Annotated in this window: 10 protein-coding genes, 1 pseudogene and 1 other annotated feature; of the genes and pseudogenes, 9 read left to right on the top strand and 2 right to left on the bottom strand. The window is 29.2% G+C overall.

Translation table 11 applies throughout. The annotated features are described in order from the left end of the window. Positions 1 to 18: 18 nt before the first annotated feature. Entirely contained in the window at positions 19 to 8,619 is an 8,601-nt protein-coding gene (locus C1715_RS01610) for a glycoside hydrolase family 94 protein (protein ID WP_102398939.1), read from the top strand. A 145-nt stretch (positions 8,620 to 8,764) separates the two neighbouring features. On the opposite strand, the gene C1715_RS01605 is transcribed toward C1715_RS01610, so the two are convergent. Next, on the bottom strand, positions 8,765 to 8,959 hold the full coding sequence (locus tag C1715_RS01605; RefSeq protein ID WP_102398938.1) for a hypothetical protein: 195 nt from the start codon (positions 8,957 to 8,959) through the stop codon (positions 8,765 to 8,767). A 291-nt stretch (positions 8,960 to 9,250) separates the two neighbouring features. On the opposite strand from C1715_RS01605, the gene C1715_RS01600 reads away from it, so the two are divergent. From C1715_RS01600 to C1715_RS01590, 4 genes and pseudogenes are all read left to right on the top strand, one after another. Continuing rightward, positions 9,251 to 9,634 carry a desulfoferrodoxin gene (locus C1715_RS01600; RefSeq protein WP_102398937.1) on the top strand — a complete coding sequence of 128 codons (384 nt, stop codon included), beginning with the start codon at positions 9,251 to 9,253 and terminating at the stop codon, positions 9,632 to 9,634. A gap of 81 nt (positions 9,635 to 9,715) precedes the next feature. Continuing rightward, positions 9,716 to 9,952: a binding site (T-box leader), on the top strand. Between the two features lie 573 nt (positions 9,953 to 10,525). Beyond that, complete coding sequence (gene trpS, locus C1715_RS01595; protein ID WP_102398936.1) at positions 10,526 to 11,527, top strand: tryptophan--tRNA ligase; 1,002 nt, start codon at positions 10,526 to 10,528, stop codon at positions 11,525 to 11,527. A gap of 710 nt (positions 11,528 to 12,237) precedes the next feature. Next, on the top strand, positions 12,238 to 12,360 hold the full coding sequence (locus C1715_RS19945) for a hypothetical protein (protein WP_278320074.1): 123 nt from the start codon (positions 12,238 to 12,240) through the stop codon (positions 12,358 to 12,360). Between the two features lie 15 nt (positions 12,361 to 12,375). Then, positions 12,376 to 12,618 (top strand): annotated as a pseudogene (locus C1715_RS01590) (hypothetical protein); the annotation flags it as partial. Positions 12,619 to 12,667: 49 nt separating this feature from the next. Here the strand turns inward: C1715_RS01590 and C1715_RS01585 are convergent. Then, complete coding sequence (locus C1715_RS01585) at positions 12,668 to 13,894, bottom strand: IS701 family transposase (protein ID WP_102398934.1); 1,227 nt, start codon at positions 13,892 to 13,894, stop codon at positions 12,668 to 12,670. A gap of 350 nt (positions 13,895 to 14,244) precedes the next feature. Here C1715_RS01585 and C1715_RS01580 point away from each other — a divergent pair, with 350 nt between their 5' ends. The 4 genes from C1715_RS01580 to C1715_RS01565 all read left to right on the top strand — a co-directional run bounded on the left by C1715_RS01580 (position 14,245) and on the right by C1715_RS01565 (position 17,615). Next, positions 14,245 to 14,436: a hypothetical protein gene (locus C1715_RS01580; RefSeq protein ID WP_102398933.1), complete on the top strand. Its 192-nt coding sequence runs from the start codon at positions 14,245 to 14,247 to the stop codon at positions 14,434 to 14,436. Between the two features lie 200 nt (positions 14,437 to 14,636). Further along, positions 14,637 to 14,828, top strand: coding sequence for a hypothetical protein (locus C1715_RS19605; protein ID WP_102398932.1), 192 nt, complete (start codon positions 14,637 to 14,639; stop codon positions 14,826 to 14,828). 101 nt (positions 14,829 to 14,929) lie between these two features. Continuing rightward, entirely contained in the window at positions 14,930 to 16,633 is a 1,704-nt protein-coding gene (locus C1715_RS01570; RefSeq protein WP_102398931.1) for a hypothetical protein, read from the top strand. 49 nt (positions 16,634 to 16,682) lie between these two features. Next, entirely contained in the window at positions 16,683 to 17,615 is a 933-nt protein-coding gene (locus C1715_RS01565; RefSeq protein WP_102398930.1) for a DUF5677 domain-containing protein, read from the top strand. The last annotated feature ends 45 nt before the right edge of the window (positions 17,616 to 17,660 follow it).

Genomic DNA, 17,660 nt, shown 5'->3' with positions numbered 1-17,660 from the left:
TGAGAGGTGAATAGATACATGGAGTACTTTTATACAGTGATAGTTACAATAATTTCTATAGCTCTTATAGCTTTTTTTAGTTACATGTTAACTAAAAGAAGAGCTAAAGAAGAAGAATCCCCAATAGATGTAGTGCCTAAAATAATTGTTAATATAGAGGATTTGGAAAAGCATGCGGAGGAAATATCTAGAGGATATTCTTCTGTAGATAAAAAGGGATATAATAAAACTTTAATAGAAAGTTTAGATAGAAGTTTTAATAATATAGTAGAAGCTCATGAAAAGATAGAAATGCATCAAAAGAGTAGCAGTGACAGACTTTATGCAGCGGAATGGATTTTGGACAACATGTTTTTGATTCAAAAGGAATATAAATACGTGAAAAATAATGTACCTAAAAATAATTATAGAAATCTGCCTATTTTAACTAAGGGGATAATGAAAGATTATCCTAGAGTTTATCATATAGCTGTGGAAATTGTATCTCATACAGATGGACGCGTAGCTGAAGAGATTATAGAGAGATTTGTAAAAGCATATGAGAAAAATACTATACTTAGCAGTAAAGAATTATGGATGCTTCCAATTATGATTAGAATAGCTTTAATTCAAAATATAAGTAATGTAGCTAAAAATGTACTATTTGCTCAAGAAGAAAAAATTAAAGGTGATTTGATAGCTGAAAGGATAATAGATGCTTGTCATAGCTCTAACGGTGAGCAGGAATTAGAGGATATTTTTAAGGAACAAGTAGAATTTACTTATTTTTTTGGCGAAAGGCTGTTTAAAATATTAAAAGATAATGGTATAGAAAATAACAAGGTTTATGACTGGATAAATGACAATTTAGAAATAAAAGAACTTAATTATCAAAAATTAATTATAGAAGAACATAAAAAAGAAGCAGCTATGCAATTATCTATGGGGAATTCTATAAATAGTATAAGAACTTTGGAAGGTATTAACTGGAGAGAATACTTTAAAAAGTTAAGTTATGTTGAAAGTCTACTTATGAAAGATCCTGTGGAAGTGTATCCTAATATGGATTTTGATTCTCAAGATTATTACAGATATAACATTGAAAAATTATCTAAAAAATTTAATTTACCTGAATCATTTATAGTTAAAAAGGCCTTAGAGTGTGCCGAGGAGTGCGATGAACAAAAGTGTTGTGAAAACCATGAAGAATACAAAAGGCACGTGGGATATTATTTAATAGATGATGGAATCAAGTGTTTGAGGAATAAACTTAACTTGAAGGAAAAGAGTATAGATGGAGTATTTTATAATATTAAAAATAAAAAAGTTGCAGTATATATAGGAAGTATAATATTAGGAACTATTTTAGTTATGTCTATATTTATCTCTTTAAGTCTTATAAATGACAGAAATATATTTCTCTGGAAATATATTTTAGCATTTATTGTGTTAATAGTGCCTTGTAGTGAGATAGTGATTTCCATTTTAAATTGGAGTATTAACTATTTGTCGACGCCTAGATTTGTGCCTAAGATGGAACTTAAAGATGGAATTGATGAAGATAATAGTACTGTGGTTATAATACCTACCATAATAAACAATAAAAAAAGAGCAGAAGAATTGGTAGAGCATATGGAGATATATTATTTAGCTAATAAATTAGATAATCTCTATTTTGCTTTATTAGGAGATTTAAAGGATAGCCAAAAGGAAAAAGAAGATGATGATGATGAAATAATAAAATTCACATTAGAACAAGTAAAGAAACTTAATAAGAAATATTCTAGTGGTAAGGATGATATATTTTATTATTTCTGTAGACCTAGAAAGTACAATGAAAAAGAAGCAAAATGGCTGGCTTGGGAAAGAAAAAGAGGCAAAATAATGGAGTTTAATAATCTTTTAAGAGGAGATAAAAATACCAGCTTTAATTTCATAAGTGGAAATATAGAAAAACTAAAAGAATGCAAATATGTAATAACGTTAGATGCAGATACTAAGCTGCCTAGGAATGCTGCAAGAAAATTAATAGGAGCTATGTCACATGTGCTTAATCAGCCCGTTATTGATGAGAAGAATAAAAAAGTAATAAGGGGTTATGGGCTTTTGCAGCCAAGAATAAGTGTTGATGTTATAAGTGCTAATAAAACTCTTTATTCAAAGATATTTTCTGGAGAAGTGGGCATTGATGTGTATACAAAAGCTATATCTGATGTATACCAAGATTTATTTGGAGAAGGGATTTTTACAGGAAAAGGTATATATAACGTAGATGTTTTTAATTATATGTTAAAAGACAAAGTGCCAGAAAATACAGTTTTAAGTCACGATCTTTTGGAGGGTTCTTATGTTAAAGCAGGCCTAGTTACTGACATAGAGCTTATAGACGGCTATCCTGCTTATTATAACTCTAGTAGTAAAAGACTTCACAGGTGGGCAAGGGGAGATTGGCAGTTGCTTCCATGGATTTTTAAAGGCAATGGATTAAATGCTTTATCTAGATGGAAACTTATTGATAATTTGAGAAGAAGTTTATTAGCACCATCTATAATGTTATTGGTGGCTTTATCGTTTAATGTGCTACCTGATGGAACCGATAAGTGGATAGTAGCAGCTATATTGGCTAGTATAAGTCCTATTTTATTTGATGTTACAGAATTTGTAACATCACCTATAAAAGGTATAAGTTTGTCTGGAAGAATATCTAGTATTAAGACGGTTTTTTATCAAGTGTTTTTAATAATAGGTTTTATTCCATACCAAGGATGCTTGATGCTAGATGCCATAATTAAAACTTTATATAGGCTAACTATAAGTAAAAAGAATCTTTTAGAATGGCAAACGGCAGAAGATGCAGAGAGAAAATCAGGTAAAACACTAATAAGTTATATAAGATTTATGTGGAAGGGAAGTTTTCTGTCTTTAGTTATATGTGTTTTGGCATTTCTTAAATCTACCACTGCGGGCATATCTATGCTTCCTTTTACTATAGTATGGTTTTTAAGTCCTGCCATAGCATATTACATAAGCAAAGATATTAAAATTGAAGAGGAAAAATTACAAGAAAATGAATTAAGGTATACAAGAAGTATAGCAAGAAGGACTTGGGCTTATTTTGAGGATTTTGTAAATGAAAAAAATAATTGGCTTGCTCCAGATAATTATCAGGAATATCCTCATAGGGATGTGGCCCCAAGAACATCTCCTACTAATTTAGGCATGGGATTAATATCTAATATTGTTGCCTATGATTTAGGATATATAGGTATTTTGCAGTTAGTTTATAGGATGAAAAATTCAATAGAAAACATGAATAAACTAAAAAAGTTAAGAGGACATTTTTATAATTGGTATAACACTAAAACAGGGGAACCTTTGAATCCTAAATACATATCCACAGTAGATAGTGGTAATCTTGTGGGTTATCTGTGGGTAATAGAAGAATCTCTTAAAGAATATGTGGATAATTTTAAGAATTCAGATAATTTAGATAGATATATTATAGGATTAGAGGATACTGCTTTATTAGCTGAAGAAGAAATAGCAGAAAAAACAGGAGAAAAAAATTATTATAGTGATATATTTCAGGTATATAAAAATGAGAAAATAAATGCAAATAAGTTTATAGTATTATTGGAGAATTTAAAGATTAAATGTGAAAAGGCAAATTCACAGGGGGGTTTATATTGGAACAATAAATTAAAGGCTTCTATAGATATGTTTAATATAGAAGTAAGCGAGATATTTTTAGAATATGACCAAGATAAAACAAATCAGTTAGAAAGACAAGAAATTTCTAAGAATCAGATGGTAGAGGATGAAATTGTTAATAAGAATATAGAAAATAAACAATTAGTCCAAAAGTATATAGAAAGAAAACAAACTACTCAGGAATTGGTGAAAGCAGACATAAAAGAATTGATAAAACAAATTAGTCACATAGCGGAAAATACAGATTTCACCATAGTATTTCATAAAGAAAGAGAGCTATTCTCCATAGGATATGATGTGGAAAAGAACAGCATAGGAAATAGTTATTATGATTTATTGGCTTCTGAAGCTAGGCAGGCAACGTTTGTAGCTATAGCAAAGGGAGATATTAGTGAAGTGGTTTGGTTTAAACTGGGGAGAGCTCTTACTAAAATAAAAGGTAATAGAGCATTAGTTTCTTGGAGTGGAACTATGTTTGAATATTTTATGCCTCTTTTAATAATGAGAGATTATAAAGATACCTTACTTCATGAAACTTACAATGCTGTATTTCAAGGACAAATAAACTATGCATCCTCTAAAGGAGTACCTTGGGGAATATCTGAGTCAGCGTTTTATTATTTTGATAAGGATATGAATTATCAGTATAAGGCTTTTGGAGTACCAGGCATAGGTGTAAAGCGTGGATTATCAGATGAACTAGTGGTATCACCTTATTCTACAATACTAGTTATGCAGATGCATAAAAAAGCAGCTATAGCTAATTTACATGCATTAGAAAAGATTGGTGCTCTAGGTAGATATGGATTTTATGAATCTATAGATTATACAAAAAATAGATTGAAATGCAAAGATAATAGGGTAGTAAAATGTTTTATGGTACACCATGAAGGTATGAGTTTTATGGCATTAGATAATGTATTAAAAGATAATATACTTCAAAAAAGATTTCACAATATACCTAGAGTAAAAGCTGCAGAATTGTTATTGCAGGAAAGAATACCAAAGACAATAGTATATGATAGAGAAGAAAATTATTCTAAAAAGGAAAAAAATGAAACCGAAAAGAGAAACATCATAGTTAGACAGTACCATTCTGCTAAAACAGCTATTCCTAGAATACATTTGTTGTCTAATGGAGAGTATAGTTTAATGATTTCTAACAGTGGGAGTGGATATTCTAAAAAAGGAGATATGCATGTTTATAGATGGAGGGAAGATGTAACCTTAGATGACAAGGGTATGTTTTTCTACATTAAGGACCTTAAAGATAACCAATATTATAGTGCTACTTATGAACCTTGTAAAAACGAGGGAGAAGATTATCAAGTTTTATTTTCTCTGGATAGAGTGGGTTTTAAAAGAAAAGATGCAGATTTAACTACTTTTACAGAAATAATAGTTTCTGGTGAGGATAATGGAGAAATAAGAAAAATAACCATAACAAATAATAGCACTAAGGAGAAAGTGTTGGAGGTAACTAGCTATTGTGAAGTAACTTTAAATAATTACAGCAGTGACCTAGTACATCCAGCATTTCAAAATTTATTTATACAGACAGAATACAATGAGGAAAGAGAATGTATAATTGCCACAAGACGTGGAAGAAAAAAAGAAGAAAAGAAACCATGGCTTATGCAGGTATCTGTCGTTAAAGGTCAGTCAGTGGCGGCTGTGCAATATGAAACTAGTAGAGCTAATTTTATTGGCAGAGGGAGAGATTTAAAAAATCCTATATGTATGGATAATGATGTTCCACTTAAAAACACAGTAGGTACAGTTTTAGATCCAATAATAGCTATAAGAAGAAAGATAAAGATACAGCCAGGCAGTAACTGTGAGGTAATTTACACTACTGCTTTAGGAGATTCTAAGGAAGAATTAATAGAATTAGCTAAGAAGTATAGTGAATATGGGAATATAGAAAGAAACTTCACATTAGCTTGGACTGAAGCACAATTAAATATGAAGTATTTAGGAATAAAATCTTCCCAGGCTAATTTATATCAATCAGGAGCTGCTAATATATTGTTTACTAATTCATCTCATAAAGAAAGACAGCAGTGGATTAAAAACATTAAAAGATCTCAAAAGGATTTGTGGAAATATGGCATATCTGGAGATTTACCTATAATACTTATTACCTGCAGAGAAAAGAAACATATAGATTCTGTGAGGCAAATTATAAAAGCTCATGAGTATTGGAATTCTAAAGGGCTTACAGTGGATTTAGTAATATTGAATGAGGAAGAGGTTTCTTATATGGAGCCAATCCAAAACCTTATAAGAGAACTTATTTTAGGGAGTTCTTTAAGGGATAAGCAAAATAGAAATGGAGGAGTATTCTTATTAAATAGAGCTTCTATGGAGGAGGAAGATATTAATTTTATAAAGGCCATAGCTAGAATGGTTATAGATGGAGAAAAGAATTCCTTTATAAATTGTATGAAAGACAGGGAAGAGGAGTATAGGGAAGGGGAAAGCTTGCAGTTGGTTCATAAAGATTATAATATACAAGAATATAAATATGAAGTGGGAGAATTGCAGTATTTTAATGGTTATGGAGGATTTTCACCACAGGGACATAAGTATACTATTATTTTAAAGGATAGCAAGGATACACCAGCTCCATGGATAAATGTAATAAGTAATAAATGGTTTGGATTCCACGTATCAGAAAGAGGAAGCTGTTATACTTGGTGTTTAAATAGTAGAGAAAATAAAGTAACCACCTGGTCCAATGATCCAGTTATAGATCCTAGTGATGAAGTTATTTATTTAAGAGATGAATTTACTGGAGAGCTATGGAATGTGACCCCTGCACCTATAAGACATAAGGATGAGTACGTTATAGAACATGGCTTTGGATATTCTAATTTTACTCATGCATATAATGGTATACTAGGAAAACTAACTATGTTTGTACCTGTAGACCAAAAGGTAAAGGTATGTAACCTTACTCTTAAAAATTTATCTTCAGAAGCAAGAGAAATATCTGCTACTTATTATTCTAGATTGGTTTTAGGAGTATCACCACAGCAGACGGGAGCATATATATCCTCTTATTTTAATGAAGAAGAAGGATATATATATGGCAGTAACCCTTATAATGAGAGCTTTGGACATCTAAAGGCTTACCTAAAAGTTATAGGAGGAGAAGAAGAGAGTTATACAGGAGACAGAAAAGAATTTATAGGAAGAGGTGGGGATTATAAAGCGCCAAAAGCATTAAAAAATAAGAAACTGTCTAATACAGTAGGCGCAGGCATGGATCCTTGTTTAGCTTATAATTCTAAAGTTCATTTAGAACCTAATGAGGAAAAAACATTGGTAATTTTATTAGGACAGGAAGAGGATATAGGTGAAATAAACAGTGTAGTTTCTTGTTATGAAGACGTAATTTATTCCTTTAATAAACTAGAAGAAGCTAAAGATTACTGGAGAAATATTTTAGGTATCATAAGGGTTAAAACACCAGAACCTACCTTTGATATTATGCTAAATGGTTGGCTTGTTTATCAAACCATAGCTTGTAGAATATGGGCAAGAACTGCATTTTATCAATCAGGAGGTGCCTTTGGTTTTAGGGATCAATTGCAGGATGTTATGCCATTAGCTTATTTGGATAGTAGTTTTACAAAAGAACAAATTCTATATGCTGCATCTAGACAATATTTAGAGGGAGATGTGCAGCATTGGTGGCATCCTATTGTAGACAGTGGCATAAGAACTAGATTTTCTGATGATTTATTATGGCTACCTTATGTAACGGCAGATTATATTAAAAACACTGGAGACTACAGTATTTTAGAAGAAAAGGTGGCATATTTAGAGGATGAGCCTTTAAAAGAAGGGGAAGATGAAAGATATAATATATCTAGAGTATCTAAAGAAAAGGGAAGTATATATGAACATTGTATAAGAGCCATTGATAAATCTTTAAAATTTGGAGTTCACAACATACCTTTAATGGGCAGTGGCGATTGGAATGACGGTATGAGTACTGTAGGTAATGAAGGCAAAGGTGAAAGCGTATGGCTTGGATGGTTTTTATACAGTATATTGGATAAATTCGCTAACTTATGTACAGTTATGGATGATAAAGAGAGAAAGGATAAGTATGAGGAATATAAAGAGTTTATAAGGGAGAACTTAGAGAAAAATGCTTGGGATGGAAAATGGTATAGGAGAGCTTATTTTGATGATGAAACTCCACTGGGTTCTAGGGAAAATGAAGAGTGCCAAATAGATTCCTTAGCTCAATCCTGGGCTGTAATTTCAGGAGCAGGAGACAAAGATAGAGCAAAAGAAGCCATGAAGTCCTTAGATAAATATTTAATAAAAGAGAATAAGGGCATGGTACTTTTATTAACGCCTCCTTTTTATAAGTCTAACTTAGAACCTGGATACATTAAGGGATATGTACCGGGAGTAAGGGAAAATGGCGGGCAATACACCCATTCAGTTACTTGGGTAATAAGAGCTTATGCAAAAATGGGCAAGGGAGATAAGGCTTTAAGAATCTACAATATGATAAATCCAATAAATCACACTAGATCTTATCTAGAATGTGAAACTTTTAAGACAGAGCCCTATGTAATGACTGCTGATGTTTATGGCAAAGAACCTCATGAAGGAAGAGGTGGTTGGAGCTGGTACACGGGAACTTCTTCTTGGATGTACAGAGTTGGAATAGAGGATATACTTGGCATTAAATTAAAAGAAGAAAAGGGCTTTACTATAGAACCATGTGTACCTAAGTCTTGGAAGGAGTACTCAATTACTTATAAAAGGGATGATGCACTATACAATATAAAGGTTTTAAGGGGAAACAAAAAAGAAGTAAAATTAGATGGGAAAGTTTTAGAAGATTTAATAATACCTTACCTAGATAAGGGAGAATACAGTGTAGAGGTTTTAATATTGTAGCATATAAAACTTTATGGAAACTTGTGGAAGATTTATCATAAGATAAAGAGAAGAAATGCCACATTACTGAATAATGAGTTTTAGTTGTCTATAAAAATTATAAGCTTCTTAGGTATCAAAATTCCTAGGAAGCTTATAATGAGTTTTAAATATCATCTCCATCATTATAGGTATAATCAAATTCAGCATTAGATATATTGTTAACTATAATAGGGTCTGTAATATTATCTGGTAATTCCACAGAGTCTTTTTTAGAATGTGATAATACCTTTTTAGGTTTTTCCTCTAGATAATCTCTTTTACTAGGAGCATATGATTTTTTATTTTTTTTATTTTTCATTAATTAATCATTTCCTTTCTATATAGTTATATATAGTATGTGAAATTATAAAGTTAAATAAACAAAATCTTAAGTTTCAGATGGAGTATTTTAGTAGACATTCATGAGAAAAGCTTTTGTAAGCTATTAAATATAGTATGGAAAGAAATTTCAACAAAACTAGTAAAATTCAATAAATGTAGAAGGATTTTCAGTTTTTAAATAGAAATTAAATAGTAAGTATTGATTAATAAATATTAATTAATACTTGTTATTAATAAAAATAATATATCTTAATTAGGAGGGATGATCATGACGGAATTAAAGCAAATTTATAAATGTGAAGTATGTGGCAATATAGTAGAGGTAGTTAATAAAGGCGGCGGAACATTAGTCTGCTGTGGAAAGCCAATGACATTGAAAAAAGAAAATATTACTGATGCAGCAACAGAAAAGCATGTACCAGTTATAGAAAAGGTAGAAAATGGTATATTGGTGAAGGTTGGAGAAGTTGCTCACCCAATGACACCAGAACACTATATTCAATGGATAGAACTTCATACAGATGATAGAGTGTATAGAAAATTCTTAACTCCAGAGGATAAACCAGAAGCATTGTTTAAAATAAATGAAGAAATAAAATATGCTAGGGAATATTGTAACTTACATGGTCTTTGGCAAGGCGAAAATAAATAATTTTATGGAATAAAGATAGAAATTTAAATGTTGACAAAATCATAAACTAGGAATATTATAATATATAATTAACAATATATACTATAATCTTTGAAGAGAAGCAAGTAGGTTTAAAAACAGGTTTTCAGAGAACTGTAGATGGTGTGATTACAGTAGCTATGATTAAGCTGAATGGGTCTCGGAGATTCGGAATGAATTTTAGTAGTTCTTGACGTAAGCCTTACGTTACAGAGGCAGGATATTATTATGTATCTTTTAAAGGAGAACTATGTTATAGTTTCTCGAAGTTAGGTGGCACCACGTATATACGTCCTATGGATTTATCCATAGGACTTTATTTTTTACTCAAAACTTATTTATATCTAATATTCTCTTTAAAAATTAAAATAAATTTAGTTTATCTAATGACTACCTACTGTAATATGAACATCTTCTAGGAAAATTGGAGTGCATGGTAGGCTACGACATGGATGACAGGTTATAAGCTTCAGATGGATTAAAAACTCCATTCAAGGTTAAAAAAGTTGTTTATTTAGTAAAGATTATAGAATGATTAACCCACAAAAAAGGTACAATGCCATGGAATTATGAAATTTCTCCTCCATGCCTTTCATAAGAGCTCGGAACAATAAATTTAATTTAAGAAATTCTAATCTTTTAGCCATATAAAATTATCTAACGCTCACATTCAGCGTCCTGCCTCAGGTTCGCTAGCCTGGCGTCCATGCCAGGCTTACGATAATTTTATCTGTCTAAAAGAAGAATTTCTAAAATTAAATTCAAACAGTTCCTTCGCTTCTTATGAAAGGCATTCCAGAGAAATTTCATAATTCAAGTAATGTAATGCTTTTTGTGGGATAATAATAAAATATATATTTAGGAGGTTCAAAAATGGGAGATAAGAAAGTAATATTTAGTGGAATTCAACCTTCAGGAGATCTAACCTTAGGCAACTATTTAGGAGCTATAAAGAATTGGGTTAAATTACAGGATGAATATGATTGTTATTTTTGTGTTGTTGATTTACATGCAATAACTGTAAAACAAGAGCCAAAAGATTTAAGAAGAAGAACTTTAGAATTGTTATCTATATACATTGCATCAGGAATAGTTCCAGAAAAAAATACTATGTTTATACAATCACATGTGCCACAACATTCAGAAGCAGCATGGCTTTTAAATTGTTTCACCTATATGGGAGAGCTATCAAGAATGACTCAATTTAAAGATAAATCAGCTAGATCAGGGTCAAGTGTAGTAGCAGGACTTTTAAATTATCCTGTACTTATGGCGGCAGATATACTTTTATATGGAACAGATTTGGTTCCAGTAGGTAGGGATCAAAAGCAGCATTTAGAGCTTACAAGGGATATTGCAGAAAGATTTAATGGTATATATAGTCCTACATTCACTATACCAGAGCCTTATATACCAGAAGCTGGAGCAAAAATAATGGATTTACAAGATCCTTCAAAGAAAATGTCTAAATCTGCAGATAATCCTAATGGATTTATACTAATAATGGATCCACCAGAAGTAATAAAGAAGAAAATAAATAGAGCGGTAACAGATAGCTTAGGAATTGTAAAGTATACAGATGATCAGCCAGGAGTTAAAAATCTAATAAATATATTAAGTGTAATAAAAGGCATAACTCCAATGGAGATAGAAAATTATTACCAAAGTAAAGGTTATGCAGAATTTAAAAATGATGTAGCAGAAGCTATAATAGGTGAATTAAGTCCAATACAAGAAAAGGTAAAAGAACTAGTGAACAATAAAGAGTATCTTCAAAGTATATACAAAGATGGTGCAGAAAAAGCTAGATATGTAGCTAATAAAACCTTAAGAAAAATGAAAAAGAAAATAGGATTCATTCCAGTGTCTAAATAATAAAAACACATTCCAAGAATAAAAAAGTCATTCCAAAAGCCGTAGGCTGGAGCATAAAATTGCCCCAAAGCCTACGGCTTTTTTTAGATTTTCATATAGAACTATAAATAGAAATCTATATTTCTAATCAGATTTCTTAACAGATTTTCAATTAGACACCCCCACGCAAACCTTTATAAAATAAGGCTTTAGAAGAGAATAGAAAAAAGAAAATAGAAGATTAAATAGAAGAAAAAATAGACCAATTCTTAATCCTTTTCACTTAATCCTTGAGCCTAATACGGAAAGACTTTATTATTTAAAATGGAAAAACATATGGATAATATGTGGATAATTTTAATGGTTTTGTGGAGTGGTTGTGGAAAGACTTTTTTATTTGGAAGAAAATAGTGTGTAGTGTTTTCAAGTGATTAAGGAAGGTGACAGGGAAAGACTTTTTTATATATCAACATAGTTAGGAAAAAGAATTATGGTTTAAGGATTAAGAAAAGTAGGCTGCAGATAAAAATGTCTTTCCTTAAATAATAAAGTAGTTCTTAAATAATAAAAAAGTTTTTCTGAAAATTATTTATTTTGTTTATAATATTTAAATAACTTGAATTTATGATAGAGATTATTATTTAAGTTAAAAAAATAGTGGAAAAGAAAATAGAAAAAGAATATTGCTAAATGCTACCTTATTCTTTTTCTATTTTGAATTGTGGAATAAAGTGAAAATAAGTTTTTTTATAAGAGATAAGGATAGAGCAGTATACACATGGCTTCATAGACACGATAATGAGTGGTTAAAGATGAACTCTCCAAAGAAAAAAGTAGGCATATTACAAGAATAATTAGTAGATTGGGAGAAGAGGGATAAAGAAGTCTTAGAGTTAGTTAAAATTGCTGTGGATGCATTAAGAAATACAGAAGATAAGCCTGAAAGAACTACTGAAACATTAGTTCTAAAAAAGATTAATAAGATAATTTTGTTGCAAAGAAATTTGAATAGATTGCAAAGGACTGAGGTGTTTTTAATAAATAACTTAACTTCTTTAATTTTAAAAGCTAAAAACCCAAATATAGATGTAAGTTCTTTAATAGGAATATAGTTACAGCATTTAATTCTATACTTTCCCTATAAGTAACTTACAAAATTTTTTAAGAAACTAATTTTAATTCAGCAAGTATTGTGTCTAAAGGTATATCATTTTTAGCTTCCTCATAAACAAAACGCACCAATTCTTTAGCCGATAGGCTTTTTATAGACTTTATAGTATCACCAATGGTTTCAAGTTTTTTAGGATTATATAATCTATAAATCTCTAAAAAATTGATTGCTAAAAATGTAAGTAGAAAATACCTCTCGATAGAGAGTATACCTTGAACTTTATATTCGTCAAAACCTAAGTGTGTTTTAAGATATTTGTAATTAGTTTCAATGTTCCATCTATATAGATAGTATTTTATTATAGCTTTATTACTAAGTTCTATGTCTGTAGACATTAGATATACTGGTTCTTTAAAGCTGTCCCCATCAACTTCATAGCAAATTAAGGCTAATGCATTTTCAATCTTTGAAACTTTGCCTTCGTATTTATATACTCTATAATCCTTACCTTCGACGGTAACTACATCTAAGGTAGATGGATTTATATATTTAGCAAATTCCTTAATTTGCATTGAAATTCCTAATGGAGAGATTTTTCTATTAGATTTTAAAGCCCCAATAAAGTTAAAACCTTTTAAAATACAACCATTAATTAACTTTTCGCTAGTGTACCAACTATCAGTAAGACAATATATTTTATCGCAGTTAGAAGGTTTTTCAAAAGAATTAATAAAACCTAAAGCTATATCTGGTTTACTCATAAATTTTTTATTATGATTTTTGCAGTTTTCTTCGTTAAAATAAGACTTATAGTTTAGCGGAATAGACATATCCTCTGCTACAAAATTAGAAGTAACTACACAGTGGGACCAAAGATTTTTACCTTCTGTATGGCAATGATTATAGCTTAATCCTTGCATCTTCTTTGCTTGAGTTTTTGGATTAACAGTATCATCTATAACTAAGAATCCTACGGATTTAGGCTTTATGAGTTTATTAAAATGTAGTTTTAAATAATTAATACGATTTCTATCTATGAGACTATCGTCCCATTTAGAGTTACTCAAAAATCTATATATGGAACTGCTGCTTTTAGCAGCTAGTATATATTCTGAAATCTTTAATAAAGATTTAGTGCCATCTAAATTTATTAATCCATTAATAATAGTGGATATATGATGAAATTGAGGTTTACTCATTCCATAATTTACATCATTTAAGTAATTGTAAAGTTCATCATTAATGGATACAATATGATTAGTAAATTTACTTGGCATACTGACAACCTCCCGTGTTTTAATTGAGTAGTAACTTTTATATATCACGGATAAGGTCAGTGTGCCATATTTATTTTTTGGTAATACTACCAATTTAACTTTTTATTTTGCAGAAGTTAAGTAAATAATATAGAGAGTTTGAAAGAGTTCCAATTAAGGCGGGTTAAGAGGGTTATAAAGGAGTTGGCTAAAAAAAGGGAAGTTAAGAAGTAGAATGTGATTATTAAAGCGGGATTGAGTAAGAATTTTTATGATTAAGAGATAATTTGTTTGGTTATTTTATGATAATATAGTTTATATATGAAGTATATTTGTGAAGAAAAATATTGTAGAGAGGTATTTACATAGTAATGAATAAAAATAATATAGATAGTATAATTGAGAGTATTAAAAATTTAAACATTAAATTGGAACCTATAGTTAAAAAAATGAAGTCAGAAATTATAAAAGAAAAAGGGTGGATAAGTTTTTCAATAAATAAAATTGATAATTTGAATTTTGAAAAATATAAAAATAAATCAGGGGTTTATTTTTTTAAGTAAGGCTTAAAAGTGGCTCTGAAGAGCAATTAGAGTCAAATAATATATTTGAAATTATAGAGAAGGCATGGAATGAGGATGAAAGAGGGGCTATTCCACCTATAGTAAAGGAAAGATTTAATGAAGCAAGAAATAAATCATTAATTAATGGAGAGTGGTCTTTTTTCTATTTAGGAAAGTCTAATGAATTAGAAAAGCGAGTAATGGAACATTTAGGGGTTAAGGGGGCTATAAGTACATCAAAACTTAATTTGTGTAAAATAAAAAACAGGTTATTAAAAAATTGTGAATTTAGAATGAAAATAAAAGAATTTAAAAAAGGGGAGTATTATTGGGTGATATCGAAAATAGAAAGAAATCTGAGAAAAGAACTAAATCCTATATGTGGAAAGTAAATGATATATTCATAACTTAGTAAATACTAAGGATGATTGAACGTAGAATTAAATTGTATATAGAGTAATGAGTAAATATAAGGTTAATAAAGGAGAATTTTATGAATTATGAAACAAGTATAGAAATTGTTTGTTCTAGTATGAAAAATACATTTAAAAAAAATAATGAATTTATAGGAAATGTAGTGACGCTATTTGAAGAAAAATTATCAACTAAGGAAGTATACTTTGATATTAATATAGAAGATGATTTGGAAAATTTTATGGATTATGCAGTTATGGCTTTAGGAGAAATAAAATATCAAGAAAAAATTTTCTTGATTGAGTTAAGAAGATACACTATAAATGATAATTTAATGCTAAATGTAAATATTGCAGTAGAAGAGAATTATGAGTATATTGGAATTGATGATGTTATTTATGATCTTAAAATAGAAGTGAAGAATATATTAAAGGAAGTTTTTGTAGATATTTATTGGCAGCAAGATAATCATAACAATGAAATTTGTAAAGATTTATATGGAAAAGTTTATATATTAGAAAATCAATTCAGACAATTAATAATTGAGTTTATGGTGAAAAAATATGGATATGAATGGAATACAAAGTTAGTAGGTAAAACATTGAAAAGAAAAATACAGGAATATTCTCAATGGTATAAAGAGCGTTATGAAGAATTTAGAGATGTATATATTGATTTATTTAATCTACAAGTTGATGATTTAATTAAATTTCTTGAGTCTGTATACGAAGTAGAGCAAGTTGAAAATGAAATTAAAGAATATTTTATAAATGCTTCGATTTCTAATGATTTAGTACAAAAAGGTGTAGATAAAGTAAGTGAGACTTTTAAGATGCAAATGTCTGGAATATTGCAAAAATATAGTGTTTGGAATTTATACATTAAGGAGATTTTGGGTGAAGATTTTAGAACGCTGTGGTTACAATTTTCTAAAATGAGAAATATGGTTGCTCATAATAAGCCTATATGTAAAAGTTTATACAAAGATTTTGTTGGAATATATAGTGGTCTAAATGAGAAATTTGACGAGTTAAAAATTTATATAAAAAAGAATTTTGATATAACCAACAAAGAAGTAATTGATTTATCAAGCAATAAGAGACATATAGAGATGCAGAATTATGATGAAATTTACAGAGAAGAGGCGGGATTAGAGTCTTTGCCTTATGATGAAGATGAAGTTTTTGAAGAAATAAATGATAATGATAGCATTATGGAGTTATTGAATGAGATTGATGAATATGTTAGTAGTTTTAAAAGTAAAACTGAACATTTAATTGGATATTTAGAAAGTATTGAGTATAATTCACTAGACCAAGAGTTGAGAAATTGTATCATAAATAAAATATTAGGTATAGAAATATCGGAAATAAAATTAGATGAAGATTGGTTTAATGATAGAATTAATAGTTTAATAGATGATTTAAATTATAAATTTAATAATAGTTACTGTAGTGATTGCTTTTCATTTGGCACTATTGCTGAATTATATGGATGTTGGAATAATAGTTTGAAAATATGCGTTGATGGTGATATTTGTATTGAAGAGGGACATACAGATGAATTAGATATAAAATTAATAAATGAAGAATTTATTGAAGAAGGAAAGATACTAAGAACTTATGGAGAATATTCTATATCGGATTATGGAGCAGCGATACCAGAAGTAAAAGATGAATTAATAATAGATATATTAGATTTACAAAAAGAATTAGAAGAGCAGTTTAGAAAAACAATAAGTTATTTAGATGATAGCATATGTTTGCTTGAAGAGATTTCTTAAATCTTAAAGATAACAATATTAAATATATAAGATGGAAGTGTGTTAAGAAATGGGATACATAGAGAAAATACAAGGAAGTATGTGGGATAAATTTATTGATGATAACATTAGTTTTCTTGAGGAAATATTGGATTATGGACAATATATAATTGAGTTAGTAAATGAAGAACAAAAAAATAAAAAGTCAGATGGTAAGGCAGTAGAAAATTTTCATGATAGTGTAATAATTTTATTATTAGGTGAATGTTTACAAGTATTAGATGGGATTTTGTCTCTTTTTAAAGGACAAAGTATAGATATGTCTATGAACTTAATAAGAAGTTTATTAGAATTAACAATGTATATAGTCTATATATTGAAAGATAACTCAATGACAACAAAGAGAGCAATTGCATATGATATTAGCAATATTAATAATAAAATTAAAAACTATGAAATGCTTTATAGTAAAACGGGTGAAGAAAAATATAAAGGTGCAAAAGATAATCTTTTGATAATTTTTGATAAGTATAATATATATAAAGAAGTAAACTGTGAATGGGAAAAGAAAGAGAAAAAATTAAATAGTAGAATAAATAAAAAAGGTGCAAAAATACAAATTAAGTGGTATTCAGTACATGGTGGAGGCAAAGGTTTTAGTAGTTTGTGTAGGTATGTAAAACTTGAACCAGTGTATTCAGTATACAGTTATGCTTCAAATATAATACATGGAGGCAATGCAATGGAAGGAATTTATGTTAATCAAAATAAAGAAATATTTATAAAAAATCCCAAAATTCCTTTTTTTGCATATGAAATCTTGGAATGTGTCTATCAGTTAACAAGTGTTCTATATGTTGGAATTATAAAATATTTTTTGCCTGTAGAGGATATGAAAAACTTTACCGAGTGGGATAAAGAAATTGTAAAGAAAAAAGAGTTATTACAAAAGAATTGGAGTGGTTTTAGAGATGAATGTATTAAGAGTGGAAAGTTATATTAAGCCAATAACTCTAATTATGTCAAATAACAATAAAGTTATGTTATG

It is taken from the genome of Haloimpatiens massiliensis, from assembly GCF_900184255.1.
Classification (GTDB): Bacteria; Bacillota; Clostridia; order Clostridiales; family Clostridiaceae; genus Haloimpatiens; species Haloimpatiens massiliensis.
The sequence above is the reverse complement of the archived record's forward strand: the minus strand, read 5'-3'. Positions and strand labels throughout refer to the sequence as shown.